Genomic DNA, 26,750 nt, shown 5'->3' with positions numbered 1-26,750 from the left:
CAGATCACCAGCACAGAAAGCAGGAACTACATTACACACTGTGGCTACCGCTACGGTTATCTGTGACGCGCTCTAATTTATGAGATGACCTGTCTGATTAGAGCATTAGAAGGCTCCTCTTTTTTCCAGGGCATGCTTTCGAAATGAATTTCTCCATTTGTTCACAGCTTCTTAATAATTCACGCTTAAGATATGTGTCATGAAAATCTGGGAACGGAAACGAATCCCTTTAAAGCTTTCTTTATGTTCTTTCTTCAGTTATTTTTTGAACCTGGTATGACTCCAGGGCAATTATTTATATGTCTCAAATAACTCAATCCGCAGTGTTGCCTCAGGCGGCTGCTGATCAGCCAGACGCAGCAGTCCGCAGCTTTCGCCAGTCATTGCAGGCAGCCTGGCTTGTGGATCCCCGGTATGATCTGTTCTTTCTGGCGAACCTGGGGTGGCCGTTCCTGGTATTACTTCAGTGGTGGGGAGGACTGGAGATCCAGAGCAGTATCAGTTTCTGGCAGGTCTATTTTATCACAACGCCTCACCGCTGGATCACGCCTGCATTACTGTTTTTAGAGCGAGATCGCCTGCAGGCAAATAAAATGAAATACATTCTGATTACGGTGTGCCTGTTGACGATACCGGTGACGGTCAAGATTTCCACGGGCGCTCTCACTTGTCTGCTCACAATCGATTACATCTGGAACGCCTGGCATTTTGCTGCCCAGCATCATGGCATCTATAGTATTTATGGCCGAAAAACAGGGGGGCTTTCCCCGCTGAGGTTGCGGGTGGATAAGTGGTTGATGCGCGGCTTTCTGCTCTATGTTACGTTTCGCATCGCAAGCTGGGCTTCTGTCGGGGCTGCTGCCAGTCAGGGATGGGGAACTCTGGATTACGTTTTCGCTCTGATTCCAGTTACCATGATTGTCAGAGAACTCTGGCAACTGAGAGCACAGACGGTGGGGCGCTGTCTCTACTTTATCAGCGTGATGAGTTTGTATCTGGCGATGCTGGGGGCAGTGGCTGCTCAAAACCCGATGATGCTGCTGGTCTTGACGACGGCTTCTGCGCTGTTTCATTCCATTGAATATCTGGCAATCGTCAACTGGTCCGTCGATCGGACACGGAAATCGGGTCAGTCGACGACACAACTGTTTCAAAAACTGATGCCTCGCTGGGGCCTGGTTCTGGCTGTATTTGTCGTGATCTTAGGCATGGGCGCCTGGTTGATGGAATCTCATCTGCTTGAACTCTGGCTCACTGCCAATCTGATTATGGCGTTTCTGCATTATGCTTATGATGGGTACCTCTGGAAATCGAGGAGGCCTGCTCGCGCATGAAACGTCAGGAACTGCCAGGTCAAACTACCGATGCAGCATCGGCGGATTCGATCCAAATGAAAGAGGCGACTAATGAGTCTCCCAGTCGCAGTCTGATCATCCTGCTGGCCATCATTCTGTCCTGTCTGAGTGGCTGGTGGGTTTCAACGGTCCGCGATGCGGGAAGTCTGAGTCTGCCTTACTTGCGTGTCGATATTGCGATTGTCTGTTTTGTCTGCATGCTGCCACTGGTAATTCTCTGTTCTGACTGGCTGTTTCGAATCTTCAGTCATCACAGTCCTCCCCTGTTCAAACTGGTTCAGATCATTTTTTATACAGGTGCGGCAGGGATTCTGGTCATGGCTTTGACCAGCAAGAGTCCCAGTGGTACGTTGAGCAGTTACGATGCCTGGGAGTCGATTATTTTACGCCCTGTTCTGGCTTTCTGGCTGCTGATGACGCTGTGCCTGATCGAAGGACAGATCTCCGGCAGAGGAAAATCCGCTGAGTCAACTTTTCAGCAGGGACTTCTGATCTGGGGACTGGCTTTGCTGACAGCGATCCTGGTGCCTGCGATCTATATTCAATCACGGGTAGATGAGATCGTAACCACCGTAGAGGAATCGCTGGGCAGTGGTCGCCTGGGAGATGCCCGCCGTTTGACGCGCGAAGTATGTGTGCTGGCACCCTGGCAGAAAATTAGTGGAATGCCTGCTGGTGATCTGGCACGCGATCTGGATCGAAGCTGCTATGAAATCGAACGCAACCTCGGGTATATGCAGCTGGAAGCGAAAGAAAATGAAGAAGCCATCTATCAACGTGCCCGGTTACTGACCATTCTGGGAAATCGATCGGAGGCACTCCGTCTGCTGGCTCCCTGGAAGGATCAAAAAACAGTCAGCCCGCTTACCTGTCAGTTGCTGGGGAATATTTATCAGCAGCAGGAGCAGTGGGAAGAAAGCGAAATCTGGTACCGAAAGTCCCTGAATGCGTGGAAACGATTGCCGCATTCAGAACAGCAACAGGCGGGGATTGTCTCTGCCTGGAAAGGGATTGCATTTGCTGAAAGGAAACGAGGGAACTATGAAGAAGCAGAAAGTGCGTATTTATCGGCGTTGTCGCTGGCACCTGCGGCCGATCAACATTTTTTACTCGCACAGTTTTATGAAGACACGCAACAGACATCCAAAGCACGGGAGCACGCTCTTCAGGCGATGGCATTGAATGTCGACCGCTACGGGAAATCCGGACAGAAACTGATTACCTCATTACAGCAGCAGCACTTTGGTTGTTTCAATGTCTGGCGGGGCGGAACTCGCTGAACCAGACCAGATGCGGACGTATCAGAGCCCTGCTGTCTATGAAATGCTGCCTGTTCTATTGGTCATGATTATCCGATGATGTCCCGGCGCTGTGAAACGTAGTCCCAGACGACGTAGCGATCCAGATCGCGACCGGCCGTAAAGAAGACACGCCCCTGTGTCGCTTCTGCCAGACGGTGCGCGAACTGAATATCCTCGCTGGACTGTGACCAACTGGGAATCAGAAAGATATTAATCGTGATGCCTTCCCGTTTACAAAGGTGGGCTTCCCGCATCGTGGCTGCTTCAGTCTGTGGATCGGGGGGATAGAGCAGATACAGTTGCTCGCCTTCAAAGTGCGCCGTAGGCAGGCCGTCGGTAATCAGAATGATTTGCCGGTTGGGAGTGTCCTGCAGCGCGAGAAAATGTCGTGAGAGCTGCAGTGCATGCTGGATGTTCGTAAAGTGTGGCGGGACGATCTGTTCGCTGATGTTTTCATCGCTCATATCCACTTTCAGACGTACAAAAGGATCAAAAATGGTCACCGGCTTAGGCATGAGTTCGACAATTTCCGCAGCCGTCCGCGGTTTGGCAAACGTGTACATCTCGATGAATTGCAGGTAGTCGCCTGGATATTCGCCGCGAATTAAAGCTTCCAGCGCCAGCCCCATCTGCTTGACGTTGACGTATTGGCCTTCGTATCGCATCGAGCCGCTCATGTCCATCAGCACGGTTGTCGCGCACTTGGGGGTATTGCGCGTTTTATGGATCACAAGGTCATCGGACTTCAGGCGAATGGGCAAGCCGGGACCATCGCGGAGAATGGCATTCGTGAAGGACTGCATGATGTCCATGTTCGAGACAGAGTCTCCGAATTCATATGGTTTGGTGGTGGGGAGTTCAACGGCTCCTTCACCTACGACCGGACCGGTATGTCGCCCGGTGCGGGATGCCTGCAGGTCACTGAAGATTTTTTCCAGGATGCGGCTTTGAAACAGACGGTATGCTTTCGGAGTCAGACGGAACTGCCCTTTGGAAAACTCCAACCCCTGCTGATCGGCCATTTCCCGCATCAGGTCGCGGACCTGTTTCTGCAGGGCTTCCAGTGTTTCCATATCGCCGGGCTGTGTGAATTCAGACAGGGCTTCCATATCGATAATGGCGATCTGTGCGGTCTCGCGGGCCTCTTCGAGTTGCTTGAGCAGTTCGTCGATCTTTTCCAGTTCTGCCTTGATTTCCAAAGCTTCCGGAATCGTCATCGATGTTTGTCCGGTGAAGTAATATTTCGATGCCAGCTCATCAATTTCGTATTTGTCACTTAGACGGTCCACCAGTTGAACCAGCCCGCGGGCAAACGGACTGCTGTCGTCTTCTGTTTTGTACCAGATCCGTTCCAGATCGTAGATCTGTTCTTCGCGGACTGCCTGTTTGAAATAATCTTTTAATCGACGGGGAGGCTGCAACTGCTTTGCGTAATCACGATAGGTGCGCCGGGCTTTTTTCCTGACGCTGTCGGTTTCGTACGTTTCCAGAATCTTGCGTTTCCGTTCCTCCAGCATGGCGACGAGAGCATCCAGACTGGGGCCCAGGCCTGCGATCTGACTGGGATCGAGTCGGATGGCGCGTGCCAGTTCTTCCTCTGTCAGTTCCCGCATCGAGCCATAATACATCATATGGTTCAATGCAGGGGAGACCAGGTCAGGAGGGGGTTGCATCGGGTCGGGAATACGTTTCGGATCGTACTTCTGGTACGTGTGAATGATTCCGCCAGTCAGTCGTTTATCGGACATAGTCGGGTCTCAATCTCTCTCTCAGGAGAGTTGTGAAAGAATAGTAATGTTGCGTTTATGTTTCATAAACAATGCGTCCATGATCCTGTGAGCGCGATATCTTGCTGTTGGCATAGAGGCCTGCTAATACGAATTCGATACAGGAGGCCCGGATGGCTTCATCACCCGATGCATTGACTTCGAAAGCTTTATCCCAGACTGGGGGAACGCGCTTGAGTCGTTCTGCGTACTGCGAGGAAGGGAGCATGTCACCCACTTCAATTTTGATTCCCTGGGCAAAAATTTCGCCGATTTCTGCCAGACCATGTTCAACGATGTATTCCTGAAAGACATCCTGGATCGCTTTGGCGATGATGGCATCCAGAACCTGGCGTTCCGACATCTGGTTGGCACCCATCAGATCGAGTTCCAGTTTCCCCAGTGAAGAGGAGTAGAGGTGCCCCAGATCGCTGATGCGGGGCACCGCCGGTTTTTCATTGAGCACAGCCCCCCGTCTGCGAGCCGCAGCAATCATCATCCGGTAGTTGGCGATACTGAAGCGGGCACTCACACCCGAATCGTGGTCGACATATTTCGAAGCCCGGGCGGCAACCGTGATCTGTTCGACAATTTCCCGCATGAAATAAGGAACCACGACGGGAACCTCCCCCTCCAGTTCCACGCTGGCTTCCTGTTCCATAATTTCAATTCCCAGGCTGCGATCGCGGGGGTAGTGGGTATGGATGACCGAGCCAATCCGGTCTTTCAACTGCGGGATGACCTTTCCACTCCGGTTGAATGTCGAGGGGTTGGAGGAAAACAGAATCAGCATGTCCAGATCAAAACGAATGGGATAGCCGCGAATCTGCACGTCCCGTTCTTCCAGAATATTGAACAGACCGACCTGCACGAGTTCATCCAGTTCGGGAAGTTCGTTCATTGCGAAAATGCCGCGATGCATGCGGGGAATCAGGCCGAAGTGCAGGGCACTTTCTGCGGACATACTTTCGCCGTGCGCCAGTTTAGCGGGATCGATTTCACCAATCACATCGGCGAATTTGGTCCCCGGAGCCAGACGCTCTGCGTAACGGTCTTCGCGAGACCACCAGGCAATGGGGACTTCGTGTTCGGGAGTATTGGCAAGGAACGTTTTTCCGATGCTTGTGATGGGCTGATAGGGATCATCGTGAACGGGGGATTCCGGGATATCCAGATATGGGATTTCAGGATCAAGGAATCGAACCAGCAGTCGCATGATACGGCTTTTTGCCTGTCCTTTTTCTCCCAGGAACAGCATGTCATGTTCGGAGAGGAGTGCCAGGACAATATCGGGAATCACGGTGTCATCATAGCCGACAATTCCGGGAAACAGCTCATCGCCTGACTGCAGGGCCTGCATGAGATTATCATAAATTTCGCGTTTTACAGTTTTACTCTTCCAGCCGGTTTCGCGGAGTTCCGCCAGATTGGTGGGACGATTCATAAAGCAATCTCATTCCGATTTGATAATTTTAATTTTAAGTCAATTTTGCGCTGGGCTGGCGATTACCGGAACCTGCAGCCTACACTCAATCATAGACAAATCGAGAGCCTCGACTATAGTGCAGTTGTTCATGATTGCCCGGAATCAGGGAAAAAAGCATAGATGACGATCTTCAAAGAGACGCGTCTGTCCTCTATCTGGCTGCTACGGTTCAACCTGGTATGTCCTCCCCGCTTTACCTTCAATATGTCCTTTCGGTAAGATTAATCTTTTGAAAAGATCACCCTTACAGATAAAGGACACTAATGCAGCCTCACATTCGAATCCTGACTATTCTTATTCTGGCAGCGGTTACATTTCATATAAAAAATGCCAATGCTGGTTCCCCAGAATCGGTAGCTGCAGTATTACAACCGTATGTGGATCGACATGAGCTGGCCGGTGCTGTCGCGTTGGTGGCTGACAAGGATCAGATCCTTTCCGTGGATACTATTGGTTTTGCTGACATCGAAGGTAAAAAGGCGATGCCTGCGGATGCGATGTTCTGGATCGCCTCACAATCCAAGGGGATGACGGCGACAGCGGTCATGATGCTGGTTGATGAAGGGAAAATCTCCCTGGATGACCCGGTGGAAAAATACTTGCCGGAATTCAAAGGGCAGATGGTCATTGCTGAAAAAGATGATAACCACGTCCTGCTCCGTAAGCCGTCACATCCGATTACGATTCGCGAAGTGTTGAGTCATGTGAGCGGTCTTCCTTTTAAATCTGCGATTGAAGTGCCTGTCCTGGATGGACTGCCGCTGGAAGCTGCGGTTCGCAGTTATGCCATGACGCCTCTGCAGACGGAACCGGGGACACATTATCAATATTCAAATGCTGGTATTAATACGGCGGCGCGGATTATCGAAGTCGTGACAGGCAAGAAGTACGAAGATTTCATGCAGGAGCGATTGTTTGACCCCCTGGGAATGAAAGATACCACATTCTGGCCGAGTGAAGCACAGGTTGCTCGACTGGCAAAGTCGTATCGACCCGATTCATCAAAAACTGATCTGGCGGAATTTCCCTTGAACCAGTTGACTTATCCTCTCACTGATGCCGCGCACCGGTTTCCCATGCCGGCGGGGGGACTGTTTTCGACAGCGCAGGACACCGCGATTTACTGTCAGATGCTGTTGAATGGAGGAGAATTCAAGGGTAAACGGTATCTGAGTGAAGCCGCTCTTAAAGAACTGACGACGCGACAGACTCCGGAAGCAGTCAAGCAGAGATATGGACTGGGGCTGGCTGTCGGTCCCGACTGGTTTGGACATGGTGGTGCGCACGCCACGAATATGGAAATTCGACCCGAAGAAGGGATTGTGACCATCTGGATGGTACAGCATGGCGGATTTCCCGGAAAAGGAAAAGAAGCGCAAGGTGCTTTCAAAAACTGGGCACGCGAGAAATATGGAAAGTGAGCTGCGGGTGAGTATCTATCAACGCTTCGGTGTGGAGCCAATTATCAATGCCTGCGGCAGTGTAACCCGACTGGGGGGCGCGCCGATGCCTGAGGAAGTGCTGGATGCCTTTCGTCAGGCATCTGAGGTCTCTGTTTCCTTAGAGCAGCTACAGGCGGCCGCTTCACGCAAAATCGCAGAACAGACCGGTACGGAAGCCGGTCTCGTGACTTCCGGTGCTGCCGGAGCGTTGACACTGGGGGCAGCCGCGATTCTGGCACGACATGATTTGAGGCGGATGGAACAACTGCCTCACTGCGACGGTTTTCCGCATGAATTCATCATCGCGCGGGAACAAAGAAGCGGGTACGATCATGCTGTGCGGGCTGCCGGTGCAAGACTGGTGGAAGTCGGTTTCAATGAAATAGTTTCCAATGCCGGTGTGCGACGGACGGAACCCTGGGAATATGCGGCCGCCATCAATACACAGACTGCGGGTATTGTCTACGTGCATGCAGCGGATTCTCAGCCTGCGTTGAGTGAAGTTGTGAAAGTCGCCCGGGAGCGGGGGATTCCAGTTCTGGTAGATGCTGCAGGAGAAGTACCCCCTCGATCTAATCTGAAAGCGATCGCTGCCACTGGAGCCGAACTGGTTGCCTATAGTGGTGGAAAAGCAATTCGCGGTCCTCAATCAACGGGTCTGTTATGCGGGAAACGGGAACTGATTTCTTCTGCAGCCCTGCAGATGCTGGACATGGACGATCATGGACAACTGTGGGATCCTCCGGCTGATCTGATTGACCTGACTCTGTTTGATGGCATTCCCCGTCACGGTATTGGTCGGGCTTTGAAAGTATCGAAAGAGGAAATTATCGCGTTGTTGACGGCGTTGGAACTGTTTTCTTCCGGTGCCTATGATGCCCAGAACCAGGAATTTCGCGGCTGGCTGGAGCAGATCGCAGAAGTGCTGGAACGGGAGAATGCAAACGCTGTCTGTTCGCTCGAGATTCCCGATTGCAATGAGAAATGGCCACTACTGGAGATTCAGATCGAAGAAGACAAAGTCGGTACGGCTTTCGATGTCTGCGGGAAATTGAGACAGGGGACGCCTGCTGTTTATGTTGGACATGCCCGACTGCATGAAGGATTTTTAACGGTTAATCCATTCTGTCTGAAAGCAGATCAGGTCAGTGTGTTGGCGCAGCGCTTGTGTGAACTGTTGAAATAATGTTTTCTTGAACTCGTCAGGATTTCGCAGGCTGATTCGCATAAGGCCAACTGACAGGGGTGTAGTCGATAGCCAGTTGCGGGGTTTCAATGCGTTTACCGTCCGCCGCCAGACTGTGCATAATCGCGTCCAGAGTGCCGGTCGTCAGCAGGGTTCGTTCGACCGGATAGGCTGGTTCGCCTGTATGAATCATGTGTTCGATGGCCTGGAGCAGGTAGGCGAAATGGCCGAAGGGACGATCAAGGTCCAGTTTGAACCAGGTGGCCCGGGGTTTGTCTTCCCCTTTCAGTTTCACGGCGACTGCGTAGTGTCTGCTGAGTCGATTTGCCATTGCCACGGTACTCTGCAAACCATCCTGATGTTCCACAAAATAGAAGGCACTGTCATCTTTCAGAATGTTTTCCCACTTGCCTTTTGCGACATGTGGCATCACATCCAGCGCTGCCTGCAACATGGACCGGTCCCATTTTCCATTTCGTTCCGCCTCCCAGATCTGTTGGCCTTGCGCGGTTTCCACAGCGGCAACTCCGGTGGGGCCTTGACGATGTTCAATCAGGCATTGTTGTGCTTCCAGCGAATGGAAGCCGTGGGTTTCAAAGTTACCACGACCGATGGTCATCACAGATTCGATCTCGCAATTCTCGGGTAATGTTAGTGTCGGCTTACGCCAGGCGACAGGCAGCGAAGAACCCGCCATCATGGGGAAGCCCATTTTACGAGAGGTCTCATACATGTCTTTGGCGTCCTGCCAGCGATAGCCCATGTGTTTGTCGTTATAGACAGGGACGGCTTTTCCATATTTTTTGAAAGTGGCGACAATTTGATCGAAGAATTGTTTGCGGGGATACATGTGCTGTTTTGTGTCAGGCGTATAAGGATAGTCTCCGTGTTCGCCGATTATCAGAACTCCCGCGACCTGCACCTGGTTGGTTCCAAGTGTGATCGCTTCTTCTATAGTTTCCGCAATCGGGAATTTGTACTTACGAGACAGTTTGCGGCTCATGTCTCTTTCGGGAACCTGGTCAGTGTAGAGAGCGGCCAGTGTTAAATCAGGACCGGGGCCTCCCTGTTGCTGAAAGCCTTCCAGAATTTTTCCCACCAGAACGTCTGCATGCGAGGTGGGCGTATATTCTGTGACGATGGCAGCAACCGGTAGTGAGGCTCGGTCTTTTGTATTGGCTGCGGTGAGTGAGCTGGTCATCAGCCAGGGAAGAGACGCTACGGAAGCCTGTTGCAGCCAGGTACGGCGATTGATGCGATTCATGTTTTCGCTCCTGTCGGGGGTATCCTGATCGGTGAATCACTGAGCGCGAAAGCGAAGGCAGGAAATATCAGGGCAGGTTTATGTAAACTATGAAGTATTATCTGCGTTACTTCAAGTGTTTTATGAAAACAAAGGCTTGGATAGAGAACGTGACCAGAAATGCGGAACGTTTTGATACTCTTTCTCTTGGTTCTCTGTTTCGCCAGAAGACAGCCTGTGGTTGTGCCTGCTTTTCAGTAGCCGGTTCAACTGATAGAATTCAGGTATGAACAGTCAACAAACATTACAGAATCTGCATGAGCTTGAATTTGATAACCAGTTCACCCGGGAAATGCCCGCTGATCCGGAGACGAAGAATTTTCGACGACAGGTGAGTCAGGCGTGTTACTCGCGCGTGACTCCGACCAAAGTAAGTCAACCGCAACTGGTGGCGTACTCGAAAGAAGTAGCGAGCTTTCTGGACCTGTCAGCTGAAGCGGTGGGATCAGATGATTTTGCCGCTGTCTTTGCCGGGAATCAGGTCCTCGAGGGAATGGACCCGTTTGCCATGTGTTATGGCGGGCATCAGTTTGGGAACTGGGCCGGTCAACTGGGGGATGGGCGGGCGATCAACCTGGGAGAAGTTCGCAACCACAAGGGGGAACACTGGACGCTGCAGCTGAAAGGAGCGGGGCCGACTCCCTATTCCCGTACTGCAGATGGATTGGCGGTATTACGATCTTCCGTCCGCGAATTTCTCTGTAGTGAAGCCATGTATCATCTGGGAGTACCAACGACGCGCGCATTGAGCTTAGTTCTCACCGGGGAGCAGGTTCTGCGCGACATGTTTTATGATGGGAATCCTGAGCATGAGCCGGGGGCGGTGGTATGTCGCGTGGCGCCTTCGTTTCTGCGTTTTGGGAATTATCAGATCTTTGCATCCCGGGGGGAAATCGAAACTCTGAAGAAACTGGTCGACTATACGATTCGCACCGACTTTCCTGAACTGGGTAAACCCGGTCGCGAAGTGTATCTGCGCTGGTTCGAGGAAGTTTGTCGACGTACGGCTGAGATGATTATTCACTGGATGCGTGTCGGTTTTGTACATGGGGTGATGAATACGGATAACATGTCGATTCTGGGGCTGACGATTGACTATGGCCCGTACGGCTGGCTGGAAGACTATGATCCCAACTGGACGCCGAATACTACAGATGCGGCAGGGCGTCGCTATCGCTTTGGAAATCAACCGCAGATCGCACTCTGGAATCTCGTCCAACTGGCAAATGCCATCTTTCCTTTAATTGAAGAAGCCGAGCCACTGCAGAAATCGCTGGATGAGTATGTCGACCGGTTCGAACACGGATTCCAACAGATGATGGCAGAGAAGCTGGGGTTGCGCTCCCTGAAACCGGAAACCGATTTGCCACTGATTGAAGAACTTCAGCAGGTCCTGCAACTGGTGGAAACCGACATGACGATCTTCTTCCGCCGACTGGCGTTGCTGAAAGCAGAGGGAGAGCTGGTGACTAATTCAACCGAGTTGCTGGCGCCGTTACTGGATGCGTATTACGATCCTGCAAAAATAACGGGGGATGTACGAACGAAAATCGTTGACTGGCTGGAACGATATTTAAACCGTCTGCGCGAGGAGCCGTCTTCAGACACGGAGCGACGGGAACGGATGAATCGCGTCAATCCCAAGTATGTGCTGCGAAACTATCTGGCGCAAATGGCGATCGATAAAGCCGCGGCAGGAGACTTCTCTCTGGTGAATGATCTACTGGAACTGTTGAGGCGACCTTATGATGAGCAACCTGAGCAGGAAGAATACGCCGGGAAGCGACCGGAGTGGGCCCGCCATCGTCCCGGCTGTTCAATGTTGTCCTGCAGTTCCTGAAGAGTCAGGAATGGTCGGCTGAAATGACTGGAGGCAAATCTTCACCGGCGGGAACGAATTTCATCGAAATCGAATTCACACAATGCCGGGTATTTTTGTCGGTCATGCGCTCTCCCAGAAAGACATGTCCCAGATGACCGCCACAGTTATGACAGACGATCTCGGTGCGTGAGCCGTCCGGATCAGGAAAGCGGTCTACAGTGCCGGGCAATTCATCATCAAAGCTCGGCCACCCACAATGACTTTCGAATTTGTCTTCACTGCGATAAAGGGGCGCATTGCATTGGCGACAGATAAAGGTTCCGTCTGACTTGAGGTTGGTGTATTCACCAAAGAAGGGACGCTCGGTTCCTTTATGCAGAATGACGCGTGCTTCTTCCGGTGTGAGAGGATTATATTTTGATTCGGCAGAATCAGATGCCATGATATTCTTTCTGTGAGTTTAACATTTAAAGTCGTGTCAGTAACGTGGCGATCGAAATGAAATGGAATTCATACCGATCGGGATAGTCCTGCAGCAGGCGTTCGATTCGCTGATAGATTTTTTCGACCGTGTTTTCCTGTGGTAATTCCTCTGGCAGAGCCGCAGCAAGTACTGGTTCCGTGAAGGCACGCAGAAAGCCGGTATAACTTTTGGCCCACGCAGCCCGGTCCTCATTAGCAGCAAACGCATCATTGAACGGGACCGGTACATCGCATGCATCGACCTGTTCAATATGGAATGCTGCTGACAGGTCGGTTTCATTTTCAATGGGAGCAATCAGTTCTGCCGTATTTCGATAGGAAGCGGGGAAGAGAAAATCTTCATAGAAAGATCGTGGCAGCATGTCTGCCTCAACAAAGTCGAGTAAGGCATCACTGAGTACATCACAGATGCCATGTCCTGTTGAATGTGTTTCATTTCTACCGAATATCTGAACCAGCAGCTTTCCGCCGGGCACCAGTTCTGCTGCTCTGGCTCGATAGAAATGACAGAGATCCTGATGAGCCTGTTGCTGGAAAGGGATCAATTCCTCTTCGCTGACCTGCACGCCTTCTCGGGTGGCATTGGGGTTGGGCAGCATGGGAATAATGAATCCGGGTAAGGGGGCAGCAGGCCTGGTTTCAAAAAAGCCGATGGCATTGAAGGTCGTTGCTACATGCAGGCTGGCTGGGGGAACCAGTCTGCCAAAGGCGGAACCTCCGATTGCGGCGGTATAAACATCGTTGGCAGCAAGTACGGATTTCCCAGCGGGAAACAGGTTCAGGAACATCTGGTTGAAGTCATTGGTCGGCAGATCATCAAAGAGTGCCCAGATGGGGAGATCACTCTTTTCACGTAAAACAGAAATGAGCCGCTCCGTAGTGTAGATTGCATTGGCACCTTCCGACGAACCGATGTCAAGCAGGTTCCACGACTGCTGGTGCAGCGGCGGATCAGGCAGATCGGCTATGGCTGATTCCAGCCAGGGAAGGAAAGCCTGTGAAGCAGAACGTTGTTCTCTGGAGTTGGCATCGTAATAGCCGCCGCCTTTCATACCGGTCGTCGTAGGCATGTGTTTTTTCCTGCTTCTGATTTGAAATGCAATCAATGATGTGAATGATAGCCTGTGGAAGATTTCTGAACAGGCTTTTAATCCAGTGTAGCGGAACAGGGGGCGCGAAGCTATTGATCTGCAGTTGTGGTTAGCGTGGATTGTATGGCGGGGGTGAATGTCAGTTTTGAGTCCGTCAGATTGTCAGTGATGGATCGTTCAGCTATCTCAACAGAGTGATCTCTCTCGATTGAAAAACGCTAACTCTCAATCTTGTATGAGGTTGAAAGACTCTGTTTCGAGAGAATGAGGATGGGGAATCCTGATGTAAACCGCTGGAAATCCAATTCTGTGAAAAGTTTTTTTGACGAGCTCTCTCGGGATTGGTAAATTGTTATCAACAAATCACAGTGTTCTTATTTCATTTCCGATTGACCCAGCAAATTTCAAACAGGAGTTGCCTACGTCACATCAATCAATTCCATAACAGAGAGAGCGTTTGCTCGGAGTGTTCTCTTTGCAATTCAAGGAGTTTAGAATGGCCAGAAAATATTCATGTCTTGTTGATGGCGCGCTGGAAGAGATTTCAGCGCTGGAATATATCCTGTTAGGCGACTTACTGGACTTGCTGGAAGAAGTCGATGGCGATGCGGGAGCCTGGAAATGGATTTCTAAAGTACTCGATACACTCCTGAAGGCAATGCCTCGAGAATTCGAGTTACAGGATGAGGGGGGCTACCTTGAAGAAGTGCTCGAAGAACATCCGAACTGGCAGGGGCAGGTGCGCGACCTGTACCAGGAACGCTGCGAGTTATTGAAGAAACTGGACGAACTGCGTACCCGGATGCGTGATTCTCAGCCACTGCAGCAGATGAAACAAATGGCAAGTGAGCTTCGAGATGAACTCCGGGACTGGATTACCAGTTACATTGCCCATCAACGCCACGAACGCCGGATTCTGCAGGAAGCATTCAATAACGACTTTGGTGCTGGTGATTGATCTCGCACATTTCTGAAAGAGCCTGTCTGATTGAGCCGGTTTCGGGACGGTAGCAGGCTCCCTGTCTCTTTTGATTTCTCTCTTTGCGGGGAAGGTCCATTTACACAGCCCTCATGCCATCCTTGAAGATGGTACTAAGGGAGCCGTTGGATGCTGCGCATCACGTGAAAAATCAGCTGTAAAGTATTGTTTATTGAAATTCAGCTGATTATTGTATATCTGTGCGAATGTGAGTATGTGCTCTGTTCATGTTCGGCTGGCGCTCCCCGTAAAACAATCCCTTCGATACTGAGAAAACGAGCAGGATAATGTCAGATCAAGTCAGCCCCGAAAATGAACCGGCACCGGGCAAACAATCAATATTTCGCTGGAGTCTGCTGGGAATTTCCTTCCTGGTGATTGTCGGGGGGGCGGCCGCTTTCTGGTATTCTCAGCAGCCCGGACCGCAGGAGAAACAAAAGCAGGCCGAGAAGCCTGTTGAGCCTCCCCGGTATGAGGGGCCGCTCAAGCAGCAGAAGCAGATCATTTCCGCTGTTTTCAGTCCCGATGGGAAAACGCTAATTACCGGCAGTTGGGATGATAAATCGGCCAAACTTTGGGATGTGGCCAGTGGTAAGGAGAAAGGGAAGAAACTGCAGTTTCGAGGTCCTGTCGAGAAGATCGTCTTCAGTCCGGACGCGGAGAGTGTGGTGGTTGCCAGTCACGACGGTTCGGCGCAGATTGTTGATGTGGCCAGTAGTAAGCCGAAGGGAAAGAAACTCCATCATCTGGCGGGACGGGTCAGTGATATTGTTTTTACACCCGATGGCAAGACGCTGATCAGCGGGGGGACTGACAGTACTATTCAATTCTGGAATGCTGAAACAGGAGAACTGGACGAAGACAAAGAGTTGAAACTGAAAGGGCCTGTGTTGAGTCTGGCGATTACTCCCGATGGCAAGACCCTGTTTGCCGCGAGTAAAAATGTGGTCTATGTCTGCGATGTTGAAAAGGGAGCGCTTTCGGGAGAACCATTGGAGCAAGGCAAGTCCTACATCAAAGCAATGCTGCTGTCCCCGGATGGGAAAACCCTGTTTACGTCGACGGGGAAAGATTACCTGGAAGTGTGGGATGTGCCCGGCAGAAATTTAAAGAAGGAGTCGTTTCGGGAGGAGTCGAATCTCCAGGCCATCGCGATCAGTGCTGATGGCAAGACGCTGTTAACGGGAACTAAAGCGGGGAAGGTTCACTTCTGGGATCTGACGCGGAATGAAAGGAAAGGGGAGCCTCTCGAATATGAAGGGGAGGTCCAGTCCGTTGCCTTTACACCTGAAGATAAAAATGTACTGGTGGAGTATCTGATCCGGAAGACCTGGAAAACTCCGCATGTACTGTGGGATCTCACCGGTGATACTCCGCAGGCGTTCCCGTTCACGCACGAAAATCACATACGCACGGTAACAGTTGGTCCCGATAATGAGACTGTCTTGCTGGGCTGCACCGATGCGCCGTACTTGAGACGGATTGAGTCGCTGCGAACAGAGGCCAAAACGCCGCGTGCGAAAACAGATGAAAAAACAGCGGTTGCAGGTGCTGCTAAAAGCAAAGCACCAGCTGCTAAGGAGAAGTCTCCAGAAACAAAGCCCTCTAAGCCTGTCCCGCTGGAAAAAGCGAAACGGGGGACCCTGGGTGAACTGGTCTTTAAGCATCCGCGGGATGTGGACCAGGCCTCTTTCAGCCCTGACGGCAAGCTGATGGTGACCCGCTGTGGGGATGGCACAGTTTATGTCTGGGATCTGGCCAGCGGAAAGCAACAGGGGGAAGGGATTCCGAACAAGTATCTGAGTACGGTTCAGTTTGGGGCTGACAGTCAGACTTTAATACTGGCAAGTTCCAGCCTGAAGCCGAACCCGGAAGTGGAGCGGGTCTGGAAATGGGATCTGGAGACGAATCAGTCCAAAGGAGATCTGTTGCAAGGACAGGGGGCAGTGTTCTCGACGGCCCTCAGTCCCGATGGTAAGACGATCCTGACCGGCGGGATGAATCGATCACAATTGTGGGACATGACGACGGGGCGACCGATCGGTCAACCGTTGTCCCAGGACAGCCTGGTCACTGTGCTGGCTTTCAGTCCGGACGGGAAAACGATTGCGACCGGTGGCTGGTCACCCCAGGCATTGCTCTGGGATGTGGCGACACAAAAGGTCAAAGGGAGTCCCTGTGTGCATAAAGGGATTGTCCAGGCGATGGCTTTCAGCCGGGATGGTAAGACACTGCTGACTACGGGGAGTGTGCTCAATATTTCTGATGCCCTCTCGGGAGTCAAAGATAAGAATGTGCATTTATGGGATGCGGAAACGGGGAAAACGCTGGGGAAAGCGTTTCATCATGAGGAGTCCATTGAGAAACTGGCAGTGAGCCCCGATGGAAAACTGGTGCTGACCGGTTGTAAGGATCATACCGCTATGCTCTGGGACATGGAGACACGGCGTCCGGTGGCAGGACCCATCCGTCACGGCGATTCGATTACCGATGTGGCGTTCAGTCCGGATGGAAAAAACGTGTTGACTGCCAGCTCTGATATGACGGTTCGGATCTGGGAGATTGCCAAGATTCCGCTTTCCAAAGAGGCCGCGGAATACGACCCTGAAAAATACAATAAGCAAATGAAGTGGGATGTCTCCCATGATCAGTTAACAGTTGATGTGCTGAAGCATCGCGACGAGGTGAAGGATATCGCTTTCAGTCCCGATGGCAAATTGCTGGCTTCCGGCAGCGATGATTATACAGCGCGACTCTGGGATGTCGAGACGGGGGAACAGGTGGGTGAACCGCTCAAGCATGAGTATTATGTGAATGCGGTGATCTTCACACCGGATGGAAAAACATTGATCACAGGCGATGATGGTAATTACCTGCATTTCTGGGATGTCAAAACGGGAACACGTTCCGGTGACTCTCTGGAACTGGACAGTGAAGTCAGAAATATGGCGTTCAGTCCGGATGGCAAGATGCTGGCGACAGTCAGCGGATATGATATTCAGCTCTGGGATGTAGCGCGTCGCCAGCAGATTGGTGAAGAGCTAGAGATTGAGCCTTCCATGTATGCGGTTGCCTTCAGTCCCGATGGGAAATACATGGCGGTCGGAGGCGGTGAAGTTCTGAAAGAGGGCAAGTTCCAGCTCTGGGATCCTGTGACCCGAAAACCGCTGGGAGAAATGATCAATCAGCCCAAATGTATCGAATCGCTGGCTTTCAGTCCCGATAGTAAAACCCTGCTGATGACGGGATCCTGGGGGGCAGCCCGGCTGTGGGATGTTGTCGATGGTCAACAGATTGGTAAGGAAATGAAGCCAACGATCACCTTTGATTCGGCAGTCTTCAGCCCTGACGGAACGACCGTGCTGGCCGGCGGCAGTGAAACGTGGATGTGGGATGTGGAGACGCAGGAACGAATTGGTGATCTGTTTTACCACGACGGGAAGGTGGTCAATCGTGTGGCTTTCAGTCCCGACGGCAACACGGCTGTGACCAGCGCTGAGAGTATGATCTGTTTGTGGAAATTGCGGGATGCTGCAGAGAAACCCACTGCCACTGCCACAAAGAACGTTACGCCTCCGCAGACAGGTCCGGTCGAGGCGCTGCGCCCTGGTGGATCGGCGATCCCTCCCACTTTTCACGGCAGACTGCAGCACGAAGATCCGGTGACATCGATTGCATTCAGCCCCGATGGCCGCAAGGTGGTGACCGGTAGTAAAGATTTTACGGCCCGACTCTGGGATGCTGTGACAGGGGAACCGCTTGGCAAGCCCTGGCGGCATCGCGGCCCGGTCACTGCGGTGGCGTTTTCCGATGATGGCCAGACGGTGGTGACCGAAAGTGAAGATTTACTGAGTCAACTGTTCGACAGGCGGATTCGTCTCTGGGATGTGAACACGGGGAAGTTTAAGACGGAGGCGTTTCCTGTAAAGACTCAACAGGAGAGCCGTTCCCTGAGTTATGATGGTAAGACTCTGGCCGTGTCGACAAGGGGAGGCACGCAACTCTGGGACCCCTTCACGCAGCAGAAATCAGGCTCCCCGTTCAAATACAGTTTTACGATGCACGCATTTGCTGTGAGTCCGGACCGTCAGACTGTGGCGACTGACCGAACGGGGCGGGCCATCTATCAGTTCGATATTCCCAGCGGGCAATATCTCCAGGAGATTTCCTTTACCTATCACGCGCGTGTGAACGTGATCGCCTACAGTCCGGACGGGACGCTGCTTGCCACTGGAAGTGAAGGCCAGACGGTCCGTCTGTGGGACGCGCTGGTCCGCGAAGTGCCGCCCCGTGAATTTAAGCATGAAGCGAAAATCTCGCACCTGGCGCTGAGTCCCGATAACAGGACGCTCATTTCCGCGGCAGGAAAACTGGCCTATATCTGGGATGTAGAGAGTGGTCAGCTCCGGAGAATGCCCGTTCAGCACGAAGATGAGGTGAGCGTGGTGGCGATCTGTCCGGATGGAAAAACGGTGGCGACGGGCAGCGTCGATTCGGTCTTTCTGTGGGATCCGAAATCAGGTCAGCCCTATGACAAGCTGCTGCCGATCAACAGGGAAGCTAAACAACAGAATCAGTATTCGCATGGATCACGGATTGAAGTTTTGTTGCTGACCCCCAATGAACACCAGATCCTGACCACGGCTGCGGATGGTACAGCCAAGCTCTGGTCACTTGCGACCGGGAAGCAGGAGGGGAATTCGCTCAAGCATGAGAAAATCATTTATGATGCCGCATTTTCTCCCAACGGGCGGACGATCGTTACAGGCAGTGAGGATAAGACGGCCCGGCTGTGGGATACAGTCACTACCAAGCCAAAAGGCAAAGTGCTGCAGCACGATGATCTGGTGACGAGAGTCGCCTTCTGTCCTGATGGGAAAAAAGTGGCCAGCGGCAGTTGGGACCATACCGTTCGCCTGTGGGATGCCGCAACGGGGGAGCCGGTTGGGGAGCCGTTCCAGCATTCTACTTCAATTGAAGCGATCCTGTTCAGCCCGGACGGGAAGATGATGTATACGCTGGCGGGGAGTTCCGGCCATGTCTGGGATGTGGAGACGCACAAACAGATCGGGAAGCCGCTCAAGCATGGTTCGTTTACGCGGGGGGCCGCCCTCAGTCCGGACGGCAAGCTGCTGGCTTCAGGTTGCCTCGATGGGGGCGTCTACCTCTGGGATGCTCTGACAGCCGCGCCTGTAGCGATCCTGCAGCAGGAAGAAGGCGTGAATACCGTTGCTTTCAGTCCCGACAGCAAAACTCTGGTTGCTGGTTACCGGGATGGATTCGCCCGGTTGTGGGAACTGTCGACCGGTAAAATCAAAGGTCAGCCCATGGAGCACGATAACGAGGTGCTCGCGGTGCGATTCAGTGCTGATGGAAATCTGGTGGGGACAGGTTGTAAGTATGGTGAGGCGCGTGTCTGGCACGCCGGGACTGGGGAGCCTTTGATTGCGACTCTTTCGCACTTTGGCGATGTGGAAAATATCGTGTTCATGAAGAACAATCTGATATTTTTTACATCATCTGCGGGAGGAGTGTTCTCGTGGCGGCTGCCTTATGTGCCTAAGTATACGCTGTTGAAAGAAGAATAATCGTCTGGCTGGTACCATTTGCCGCCAGCCGCAGTTACCGTCTGTGACAGAATCATCTGTTTTTTGAGGCTACGCGAGTCGTCTGAGTCGAATGGCTTTTCCGGAACGCCGACACGCCTGATTGAGGGAGATACAGTGAAACGGTTGATTTTGGGTATTTCGATCTGGCAGACATCTCTGCTCTGTTTTCTGACAGTCGGTGCGCTGGCCTGGATCATTCCTGTCGCGAACAGCGCCAATCGCAGTCACGGCCATCCTGAAAGAATGATTTATCCAAAGTTGATTTACTTTCAACCAGACGTTCATCTTCCGTTCTGGGAGCGGGTCGGGTTTTCCTGTGGGGTAGCGTTTCTTTCCGGTTTAGTATCAATGCTGGCTCTGGTTTTGTTAAGAGCAATACTACCGGGAGGTGAGAAGTTTATCACATGGAGCTGGGGCAGAACTTCAGAAAATGACAAAACACAGTCGCCGTCGAATTGATGACGGGTTGCATTGTTTCACTGTTGCCGGGTCAATTCCCATAGTCATATACAAAGACCTCGACTTCAGCGCTGCAGAGGGTCTGTTGGATCAGGGGTTCAATTTTCTCCCACTTGCCGCCAGCCAGACCACAACCAATGCGGGGCATATGGACGGAGGCGGAAATTTCCGCTGCTTTTTCAGCGACTTTCGTGAGGCACTCTTCAATAGCCGGGTAGCGGACGGGGGGACCTTTGCTGCCGGTCTTCATGCCGCGCTGGCCGATCATGTTGGCAATCCAGATGTATTGTTCGACATTCACAAACTGGACTTCACCCAGTTCAAAACTGTTCTTTGCGCGTTCGCGGTGCCACAGGCGGTATTCGGCCTCCGGTTCAGGCCAGCGTTTGCTGATCGCCAGTACGAAGCCTTTGCCCCAGCCGCCCAGATCATTACAGACATGCGCAATGATCCTGTTGCCTTTCGACTGCGGCTGGGTAGCGTCTCCCTGCAGGTAAGTAATTCTGGCCATGGTTTCTATTTTTGATCGCAGATGGTACCCGGCAGTTCGATTTTGTATTTTTTGAGCAGCTTGTCATACTCGCCGCTGCTGCAGAGTTTTTTCAAACCGGCATTGAAGGCATCGCGGACGTCGGCCTCTTCGAAGTTGGCTTTGAAATATGTGGCCTCGGGGAAAATCGACGCATAGTCGACTTCGCTCAGTTCATGTCCGGTTGACTGACTGAGGGCGTTGAAGATGCTGCGGTCAATCACAATCACCGCGTCTTTAGAGTCCCAGAACTGTTTGACCTGCTCACTCTGATCGGCGACTTCCACATAATTTTTCCGCTGCGGACTGTCGGGCGCGAACAGCTTTTCGAATTCGGGGCCGAGTTCGAGGTACGCATCCTGCCAGGTGATCACTTTATGATCGGCGAGATCAGCAACCTTTTCGATTTTCAGGTTCGCTGATTTTTTGGTGATTGCCGCGTTCACGAAGTCGATGAAATTTTCGGAGTAGAAAATTCCTTCGACGTCTTTGAATTTCTGAACTCCCAGAGCCATATCGGCCTGATCTTCAGCGACCGCGGACTGCAGTTTCTCATAAGGCATCTGAATAAAGTTGAGCTGGTAACCGGGGAGTGCCTGGGTGGCAATTTCGACTTCGATGCCTGTCGTCCCATTTTTCATGACATAGGGGGCGATGTCCGTGCTGATGGCGACATTCAACTGCGGTTTTTCAGAGCCGGCATTGGGTTCGGGAATGATTTCCGTTTCTGCATTGACTCCAGGCTCTTCCTGGGGGGGCGGCGTTGATTTCTGACAGGCGGTGAATAGAGCCGTTAGTAACAGCAGACTGGCGACAGTATAGAAGTAGCGATATCCATTCATAATCTTCTCTCCTGGGTGACGGGAATTTTGCTGAAGTATATCGCCTGACGAGCGTGTGCTCAATAGCTTAACAGGGATTGAGCTGTTCGAACTGACTCAATGAGTTTTCAAATCTGCTCACCCAGAAAGACGGGTTCGCGGTGATAGCCGGTCATGACCTGGTAGTAGTGGGATGCGGGTTGCAGGAGCATGTAGACGCAGGGTTGTTCGTGCTGATCGTGAATGATTGCGCCTTGAATGCCTTCTCTGATCTGAAACCAGACACCGCGTTCCAGCCCGAAGTTCGCGAGAATTTCCACCGGTTCGGGGTGATACAGGGACCAGGCACCCGATTGCAGCGTGGCGAGTTCACACCACCAGGCGAGGGGGGCGTTGTTGTGGCGGTGCCGGTTGCCCCAGGGGAGGATCTGCAGTTCTCCCTGGTAAAAGACGGGGAGCAGGGGCTGCCGATGCCTTTGCATGAACAGGATTTCTTTGTCTGCTGTTTCTGATCGCTGGATGATGCGTTCGTCGAGCTGGTGTTTGCGAATAAGTCTGGTGGGGATGTCCCGCCAGGCAATGGTGATTCCGGTGCACATTAGAAGCACATCTTTCCAGAAATATCACAGATGTCGTAGTTGTGTGTGGCGTCGTGGTAGATTTCATGCAGCGGCAGTGTCTCCGCGCTGCGAATGGCAAACCGGCCCAGTTTTTGATTGATGTCCCGTTTGATCTGATCGAGGGGGCTTTGTGCATCTTCGAAGAATAATGATTTCTGGATCCGATCGCGCCAGGTCAGATTTTCGGCAATGATGTGCATATGGCTGACCGGGTGTGTGGTAGGGGCCGCGGCCAGCATGGGCATGACCGCATCGTAAATCATGCGAAAGGAGGCCGAGGGGACTGCCAGCGGCGTACGGCCCAGCCAGAGTGCGGTTTTGTTGGCATCGATCTGCAGGCTGATGTGCCGGGCATAGACGCGGTGATGGTCGAGGGCTTCGATCAGACGTTCGATATTTCGTACCGCCCAGGCGCGAATGCGGTCGGCATCCATGGTCTTTCCGCCACACGATCCGCCGCGGGCAATTGCTTTGTGAGGGGGGCGGGTGGTCTGGATCGAACTGACCGCGTCGCCCCGCAGTTCCCACCACAGGGCTTCCCCTTTAATGGTGAGCAGGTTGCGAATCAGCAGGCGATCTGCCTGGCGGTAGTCCCAGCAGGTATGAATGTTTCTGTCACGCAGTTTTCGCTCGCTGCGACTGCCGATACCACACAGTTCTCCCACGGGTTGTTTGCGCAGAAACTGTTCACAGTCACGCTCAATCACCTGCACGCCGAACGGTTTGGCGGCATCACTGCCCAGTTTGGCAAGAGTGCGGGAGGGGGCAATTCCGATCGAGACAGGAACGCCGACTTCCTCCTGAACCAGCGTCTGCAGAGCCCGGGTGGCGGCTTCCAGGGGGAGATTAAAATACCGCTGGAGCTCGGATGCATCGAAAAACATTTCATCAATGCTGTAATATTCGACGAGGGGGCTGACGGTTTTGAGCAGGTCGAGCAGTCGTCGGGAAATGACTTCGTACCAGCGGAAATCCCGCTTTACAAAGACGGCGTGCGGGCAGAGTTTCTTGGCTTCCCAGATAGGGTGCCCGGTTTTGACGCCATAGGCTTTGAGTTCGTAGCTCTTGGCAATGACACAGGCTCCCTGGTTACCGAGGACGCCACAGGGGACTCCGCGCAGGCTGTAAGACCTGATTCTTTCGCAGCTTACGTAGAAGCAGTCCGAGTCGATATGTCCAATGAGTGTTGTGACCATGCGGGGATGGTATCAAAGAATTTATGGAATACCACTGAACAGTGTCCGGATTGTTACCCGCATAATTTCTACCCCCCCCTGTCTGATTTACAGGGAGAAGAAGTTGTATTCTTCCGGAGTCAAAAATCAGTTGGGATTGCAGGTGTGGCGCGACTCGCCAGGGGACAGGATTAACCGTGATGTGTTTCAAAAGTGTCCGCGGAGGCCAGATCCCAGACTTTTTTGTAGACGGGATAGGGGCAGTCGTTGAGCAGTTCGCCTGGTTTCAGGAAATCAAAGGCTTCCTGATAAGAAAGAACTTCGGTACGTTTGGTTCTGAGATAGATGTGCCAGGGACGAAGTTCGTTGGGATGGTCGAGACCTGCAGCTGCGATGACTTCTGCCAGCGCTTCCATCGTATTCTGGTGAAAGTTAAAGGTGCGTTCGCTTTTATCTCCGACATTCAACGCACGCTGGCGTCCGGGATCCTGGGTCGCGACACCCACGGGGCATTCGTTGGTGTGGCAGGTCTGGGCCTGAATACAGCCGACGGCCATCATGAAACCACGGGCAGAGTTGCACCAGTCGGCACCGATTGCCAGGGCGCGGGACAGGGTGAAGGCAGAGCTGATTTTTCCCGCGGCGGCAATTTTGATTTTGTCCCGCAGATTACAGCCGACGAGGGCATTGTGGACGAAGATCAAACCTGTTTTTAGAGGCATTCCCATGTTGTCAGAAAATTCCAGAGGTGCAGCCCCGGTTCCCCCTTCGCCTCCGTCGACGGTAATGAAGTCAGGGAGAATGCCCGTCTGCAGCATGGCTTTGCAGACGCCCAGAAATTCAGAGGGGTGACCAATACAAAGTTTAAAGCCGATGGGTTTACCTCCGGAAAGTTCGCGGAGTTGTGCCACATATTCACAGAGACCAATCGGAGTGCTGAATGTGTTATGACCGGGAGGAGAGATGCAGTCCTGTCCCATCAGAATTTTACGGGTCGAGGCAATTTCCGGTGTGATCTTGGCAGCCGGGAGAACGCCGCCATGGCCTGGCTTGGCACCCTGGGAGATCTTGATCTCGATCATTTTTACCGATTCATGAGCCGCCTGTTCCTGGAACAGATCGGGGTTAAACGTCCCGTCGTTGTTGCGACAGCCAAAGTAGCCCGTTCCGATTTGCCAGACCAGGTCGCCGCCATTTTTAAGATGATAAGGGCTGACGCCGCCTTCCCCGGTGCAGTGGTAGAAGTTTCCTTTTTTGGCACCTGCGTTTAATGCCAGCAGTGCATTAGGACTGAGAGCGCCAAAGCTCATTGCTGAGATATTAAGAATGGAACAGGAATAAGGCTGCTTACATTCCGGGCCTCCCACGGTTGTACGGAACAGCTCTTTAGCTTTCGGACGGGGAGCCATGGAATGATTGAGCCATTCATATTCCTCGCCGTAGACATCGAGTTCGGTTCCAAAAGGTTTTAATCCGTCAATATTTTTAGCGCGTTCATAAATCAAAGAGCGTTGGTCGTGATTGAAGGGGCGACCATCAATATTGCTTTCGATAAAGTACTGATGAATTTCGGGACGGATCATTTCCAGCAGGAAGCGCATGTGGGCGATGATGGGATAATTACGGGTGATACTGTGACGTGTCTGGACAAGATCCCAGGTTCCCAGCAGGGCCAGAGGAATCAGGACCAGCAAAGCCCAGAGGAAATCACTTTCAACAGTCAACCCGATAATCAGACAGAGCACTGCTAAAACAATTGTCAGGATGTATGCTGAATATCTCATGTAATTAACCTGTCAGAAGTGATAACTAAATGAATCAGAATGTGTTTCAATCACACGCATTCAACTGTGATCAGGGAGTAGAAGTGGCTTCAGAATTGTCTTCATGCATCACGCCGCGTGTCAGCAGGAAATCAACAATCAGCTGTAATTCCTGATCGCTGATTGAACTGGCGAAGGCAGGCATATTATGGCCGCCGTTGTTGATTCGGATGATTAAGTCATCGCGCGTCAATAGTTTCCCGATTTCTGTCAGTTCAGGACCTCGATGCCCGCCGTAACCACCGATATCGTGACAATACAGGCAGCCTTTAATGTGCATCAGCTTGGCCCCTTCGGCCAGTGGTCCCTGATCGGTTCCTACAATGGAAGCCGGCAGTTCTTTCACGCCGAAATCGGGGGACCATGGTTTTTTATAGCCATAAATTGTTAAGACCAGAAAAGCGACAAATCCGAAGATCACAGTAAAGCCGGCCCAGGGGCGTTTGGAGGGGGCGCGGTGTCCTTTGTTGGAGATCATGGGGAGGAAAAAGAGTCCCAGAAATCCCAGAACGGGAACTCCCAGAATGACCCAGGTCTCCAGTTGGGGAGGAAGCAGGGAAAGCACGGCGAAGTACCAGAGGAAGTACCAGTCTGGCAGAGGGTTCGCATTGATGCTGCTGGGGTTCGGAGGCGGATCCAGGGCAGGCGGTCCCAGAAACAGGGAACAACCCAGGATGACGACGACAATGATCGTCGAGAAGATCATGTCCCGCCACATGGCATCAGGCCAGAAGGGGACTCCGGTTTTATGGATTCGCTTTTCGTACTCTTCTTTATAGGTTTCCGGGTCAACAGGTTCGTTGACATCGGGCATTTCGGAGATCCCGTGCCGCATGATCAGCAGCATGTGTAAGCCGATGCCGGCAAAAATCAGAGCAGGCATGATGAAAACATGCATGGCAAAAAAGCGGGTGATCGTGGAACCACCGACCGTCTCCCCGCCGAGAATGAAGTGCGCGAGTGTCGGACCGATGATGGGTGTGCGTCCCGCCATTTCCGCAGCGACAGTTACAGACCAGACGCCGTTCGCATCCCAGCGTAATAATTGCCCGGTGAATGCCATCCCCAGTACGACGAACAGCAGTACGACCCCGCTCATCCAGTTCATTTCACGCGGATACTTATACGTCGCGTGCATGTAGACCTGCACCATGTGAATGACGGCGAGCATGACCATGGCGGAGGCACCGTAATAATGCATGCCTCGCACCAGGCTGCCCAGTGGTGCGGTGTTGGTGATGTAGACCAGGCTTTCATAAGTATTTTCACCGCCGGGCACATAGGACATGGCCAGGCTGATTCCGGTCAGAACCTGCACGACAAAAGCACACAGGGTGGCACTACCAAAAATATACCACCAGCGGGCATTGTCGGGCACGAGGTGCACCATCAGCGGAACAATGTAATCGGAAAAACCAATTCGATTGTCAATCCAGTTCCAGGTTCGAGTCAGGAAGTTGTCTCTCATTCAGCCGGATACTCGCTTTTCATCAAAAGTGG

Annotated in this window: 19 protein-coding genes; 8 read left to right on the top strand and 11 right to left on the bottom strand. The window is 52.4% G+C overall.

The genetic code is table 11. The annotated features are described in order from the left end of the window. Window positions 1–299 precede the first annotated feature (299 nt). Entirely contained in the window at window positions 300–1,334 is a 1,035-nt protein-coding gene (locus tag ACN0YN_RS28005; protein WP_417388254.1) for a hypothetical protein, read from the top strand. Next, a complete protein-coding gene (locus ACN0YN_RS28000; RefSeq protein WP_417388253.1) occupies window positions 1,331–2,635 on the top strand; it encodes a tetratricopeptide repeat protein in 1,305 nt (434 codons plus the stop codon). Before ACN0YN_RS28005 ends, ACN0YN_RS28000 begins: the two co-directional genes overlap by 4 nt. A gap of 68 nt (window positions 2,636–2,703) precedes the next feature. On the opposite strand, the gene ACN0YN_RS27995 is transcribed toward ACN0YN_RS28000, so the two are convergent. Together ACN0YN_RS27995 and ACN0YN_RS27990 are read right to left on the bottom strand one after the other, a co-directional pair. Further along, window positions 2,704–4,404 carry a hypothetical protein gene (locus ACN0YN_RS27995; protein ID WP_417388252.1) on the bottom strand — a complete coding sequence of 567 codons (1,701 nt, stop codon included), beginning with the start codon at window positions 4,402–4,404 and terminating at the stop codon, window positions 2,704–2,706. Between the two features lie 55 nt (window positions 4,405–4,459). After that, on the bottom strand, window positions 4,460–5,866 hold the full coding sequence (locus ACN0YN_RS27990) for a magnesium chelatase (protein WP_417388251.1): 1,407 nt from the start codon (window positions 5,864–5,866) through the stop codon (window positions 4,460–4,462). 305 nt (window positions 5,867–6,171) lie between these two features. Here ACN0YN_RS27990 and ACN0YN_RS27985 point away from each other — a divergent pair, with 305 nt between their 5' ends. Together ACN0YN_RS27985 and ACN0YN_RS27980 are read left to right on the top strand one after the other, a co-directional pair. After that, window positions 6,172–7,329 (top strand): serine hydrolase domain-containing protein, encoded by a 1,158-nt coding sequence (locus ACN0YN_RS27985; RefSeq protein ID WP_417388250.1) that lies wholly within the window; start codon window positions 6,172–6,174, stop codon window positions 7,327–7,329. After that, window positions 7,289–8,536 carry an aminotransferase class V-fold PLP-dependent enzyme gene (locus ACN0YN_RS27980; RefSeq protein WP_417388249.1) on the top strand — a complete coding sequence of 416 codons (1,248 nt, stop codon included), beginning with the start codon at window positions 7,289–7,291 and terminating at the stop codon, window positions 8,534–8,536. Before ACN0YN_RS27985 ends, ACN0YN_RS27980 begins: the two co-directional genes overlap by 41 nt. A 16-nt stretch (window positions 8,537–8,552) precedes the next feature. Here ACN0YN_RS27980 and ACN0YN_RS27975 read toward each other — a convergent pair whose 3' ends face one another. Beyond that, window positions 8,553–9,800 carry a hypothetical protein gene (locus tag ACN0YN_RS27975; protein ID WP_417388248.1) on the bottom strand — a complete coding sequence of 416 codons (1,248 nt, stop codon included), beginning with the start codon at window positions 9,798–9,800 and terminating at the stop codon, window positions 8,553–8,555. A gap of 265 nt (window positions 9,801–10,065) precedes the next feature. Between ACN0YN_RS27975 and ACN0YN_RS27970 the strand changes: the two genes are divergently transcribed. Next, complete coding sequence (locus ACN0YN_RS27970; RefSeq protein WP_417388247.1) at window positions 10,066–11,679, top strand: protein adenylyltransferase SelO; 1,614 nt, start codon at window positions 10,066–10,068, stop codon at window positions 11,677–11,679. A 4-nt stretch (window positions 11,680–11,683) separates the two neighbouring features. Here ACN0YN_RS27970 and ACN0YN_RS27965 read toward each other — a convergent pair whose 3' ends face one another. Beyond that, complete coding sequence (locus tag ACN0YN_RS27965; RefSeq protein ID WP_417388246.1) at window positions 11,684–12,103, bottom strand: methionine-R-sulfoxide reductase; 420 nt, start codon at window positions 12,101–12,103, stop codon at window positions 11,684–11,686. Between the two features lie 25 nt (window positions 12,104–12,128). Continuing rightward, window positions 12,129–13,214, bottom strand: a complete 1,086-nt coding sequence (locus ACN0YN_RS27960) for a cyclopropane-fatty-acyl-phospholipid synthase (protein ID WP_417388245.1) — start codon at window positions 13,212–13,214, stop codon at window positions 12,129–12,131. Between the two features lie 517 nt (window positions 13,215–13,731). Here ACN0YN_RS27960 and ACN0YN_RS27955 point away from each other — a divergent pair. From ACN0YN_RS27955 to ACN0YN_RS27945, 3 genes are all read left to right on the top strand, one after another. Beyond that, window positions 13,732–14,193, top strand: coding sequence for a hypothetical protein (locus ACN0YN_RS27955; RefSeq protein ID WP_417388244.1), 462 nt, complete (start codon window positions 13,732–13,734; stop codon window positions 14,191–14,193). 308 nt (window positions 14,194–14,501) lie between these two features. Beyond that, window positions 14,502–19,802: a WD40 repeat domain-containing protein gene (locus tag ACN0YN_RS27950; RefSeq protein ID WP_417388243.1), complete on the top strand. Its 5,301-nt coding sequence runs from the start codon at window positions 14,502–14,504 to the stop codon at window positions 19,800–19,802. A gap of 135 nt (window positions 19,803–19,937) precedes the next feature. After that, window positions 19,938–20,282, top strand: coding sequence for a hypothetical protein (locus ACN0YN_RS27945; RefSeq protein ID WP_417388242.1), 345 nt, complete (start codon window positions 19,938–19,940; stop codon window positions 20,280–20,282). 31 nt (window positions 20,283–20,313) lie between these two features. On the opposite strand, the gene ACN0YN_RS27940 is transcribed toward ACN0YN_RS27945, so the two are convergent. From ACN0YN_RS27940 to ACN0YN_RS27915, 6 genes are all read right to left on the bottom strand, one after another. Beyond that, window positions 20,314–20,793 carry a macro domain-containing protein gene (locus ACN0YN_RS27940; protein ID WP_417388241.1) on the bottom strand — a complete coding sequence of 160 codons (480 nt, stop codon included), beginning with the start codon at window positions 20,791–20,793 and terminating at the stop codon, window positions 20,314–20,316. Window positions 20,794–20,798: 5 nt separating this feature from the next. After that, window positions 20,799–21,653, bottom strand: coding sequence for a substrate-binding periplasmic protein (locus ACN0YN_RS27935; protein ID WP_417388240.1), 855 nt, complete (start codon window positions 21,651–21,653; stop codon window positions 20,799–20,801). A 107-nt stretch (window positions 21,654–21,760) separates the two neighbouring features. Continuing rightward, a complete protein-coding gene (locus tag ACN0YN_RS27930) occupies window positions 21,761–22,231 on the bottom strand; it encodes a hypothetical protein (protein ID WP_417388239.1) in 471 nt (156 codons plus the stop codon). Beyond that, window positions 22,231–23,448: a DNA polymerase Y family protein gene (locus ACN0YN_RS27925; protein WP_417388238.1), complete on the bottom strand. Its 1,218-nt coding sequence runs from the start codon at window positions 23,446–23,448 to the stop codon at window positions 22,231–22,233. The genes ACN0YN_RS27930 and ACN0YN_RS27925 overlap by 1 nt, the downstream gene beginning before the upstream one ends. A 170-nt stretch (window positions 23,449–23,618) precedes the next feature. After that, window positions 23,619–25,211 carry an FMN-binding glutamate synthase family protein gene (locus tag ACN0YN_RS27920; protein ID WP_417388237.1) on the bottom strand — a complete coding sequence of 531 codons (1,593 nt, stop codon included), beginning with the start codon at window positions 25,209–25,211 and terminating at the stop codon, window positions 23,619–23,621. A gap of 70 nt (window positions 25,212–25,281) precedes the next feature. Continuing rightward, window positions 25,282–26,718, bottom strand: coding sequence for a cytochrome b N-terminal domain-containing protein (locus ACN0YN_RS27915; RefSeq protein WP_417388236.1), 1,437 nt, complete (start codon window positions 26,716–26,718; stop codon window positions 25,282–25,284). Window positions 26,719–26,750 lie beyond the last annotated feature (32 nt).

Source organism: Gimesia sp. (assembly GCF_048260065.1).
In the GTDB taxonomy this organism is placed as follows: domain Bacteria; phylum Planctomycetota; class Planctomycetia; order Planctomycetales; family Planctomycetaceae; genus Gimesia.
Note: the sequence above shows the minus strand (reverse complement) of the source record. Positions and strands in the feature narration are given on the sequence as shown.

Bases quoted from the DNA above. Each gene is read 5' to 3' on its own strand.
- ACN0YN_RS28005 (WP_417388254.1), top strand. From the start codon at position 300: ATGTCTCAAATAACTCAATCCGCAGTGTTGCCTCAGGCGGCTGCTGAT.
- ACN0YN_RS28000 (WP_417388253.1), top strand. From the start codon at position 1,331: ATGAAACGTCAGGAACTGCCAGGTCAAACTACCGATGCAGCATCGGCG.
- ACN0YN_RS27995 (WP_417388252.1), bottom strand. From the start codon at position 4,404: ATGTCCGATAAACGACTGACTGGCGGAATCATTCACACGTACCAGAAG.
- ACN0YN_RS27990 (WP_417388251.1), bottom strand. From the start codon at position 5,866: ATGAATCGTCCCACCAATCTGGCGGAACTCCGCGAAACCGGCTGGAAG.
- ACN0YN_RS27985 (WP_417388250.1), top strand. From the start codon at position 6,172: ATGCAGCCTCACATTCGAATCCTGACTATTCTTATTCTGGCAGCGGTT.
- ACN0YN_RS27975 (WP_417388248.1), bottom strand. From the start codon at position 9,800: ATGAATCGCATCAATCGCCGTACCTGGCTGCAACAGGCTTCCGTAGCG.
- ACN0YN_RS27970 (WP_417388247.1), top strand. From the start codon at position 10,066: ATGAACAGTCAACAAACATTACAGAATCTGCATGAGCTTGAATTTGAT.
- ACN0YN_RS27965 (WP_417388246.1), bottom strand. From the start codon at position 12,103: ATGGCATCTGATTCTGCCGAATCAAAATATAATCCTCTCACACCGGAA.
- ACN0YN_RS27960 (WP_417388245.1), bottom strand. From the start codon at position 13,214: ATGCCTACGACGACCGGTATGAAAGGCGGCGGCTATTACGATGCCAAC.
- ACN0YN_RS27955 (WP_417388244.1), top strand. From the start codon at position 13,732: ATGGCCAGAAAATATTCATGTCTTGTTGATGGCGCGCTGGAAGAGATT.
- ACN0YN_RS27950 (WP_417388243.1), top strand. From the start codon at position 14,502: ATGTCAGATCAAGTCAGCCCCGAAAATGAACCGGCACCGGGCAAACAA.
- ACN0YN_RS27940 (WP_417388241.1), bottom strand. From the start codon at position 20,793: ATGGCCAGAATTACTTACCTGCAGGGAGACGCTACCCAGCCGCAGTCG.
- ACN0YN_RS27935 (WP_417388240.1), bottom strand. From the start codon at position 21,653: ATGAATGGATATCGCTACTTCTATACTGTCGCCAGTCTGCTGTTACTA.
- ACN0YN_RS27930 (WP_417388239.1), bottom strand. From the start codon at position 22,231: ATGTGCACCGGAATCACCATTGCCTGGCGGGACATCCCCACCAGACTT.
- ACN0YN_RS27925 (WP_417388238.1), bottom strand. From the start codon at position 23,448: ATGGTCACAACACTCATTGGACATATCGACTCGGACTGCTTCTACGTA.
- ACN0YN_RS27920 (WP_417388237.1), bottom strand. From the start codon at position 25,211: ATGAGATATTCAGCATACATCCTGACAATTGTTTTAGCAGTGCTCTGT.
- ACN0YN_RS27915 (WP_417388236.1), bottom strand. From the start codon at position 26,718: ATGAGAGACAACTTCCTGACTCGAACCTGGAACTGGATTGACAATCGA.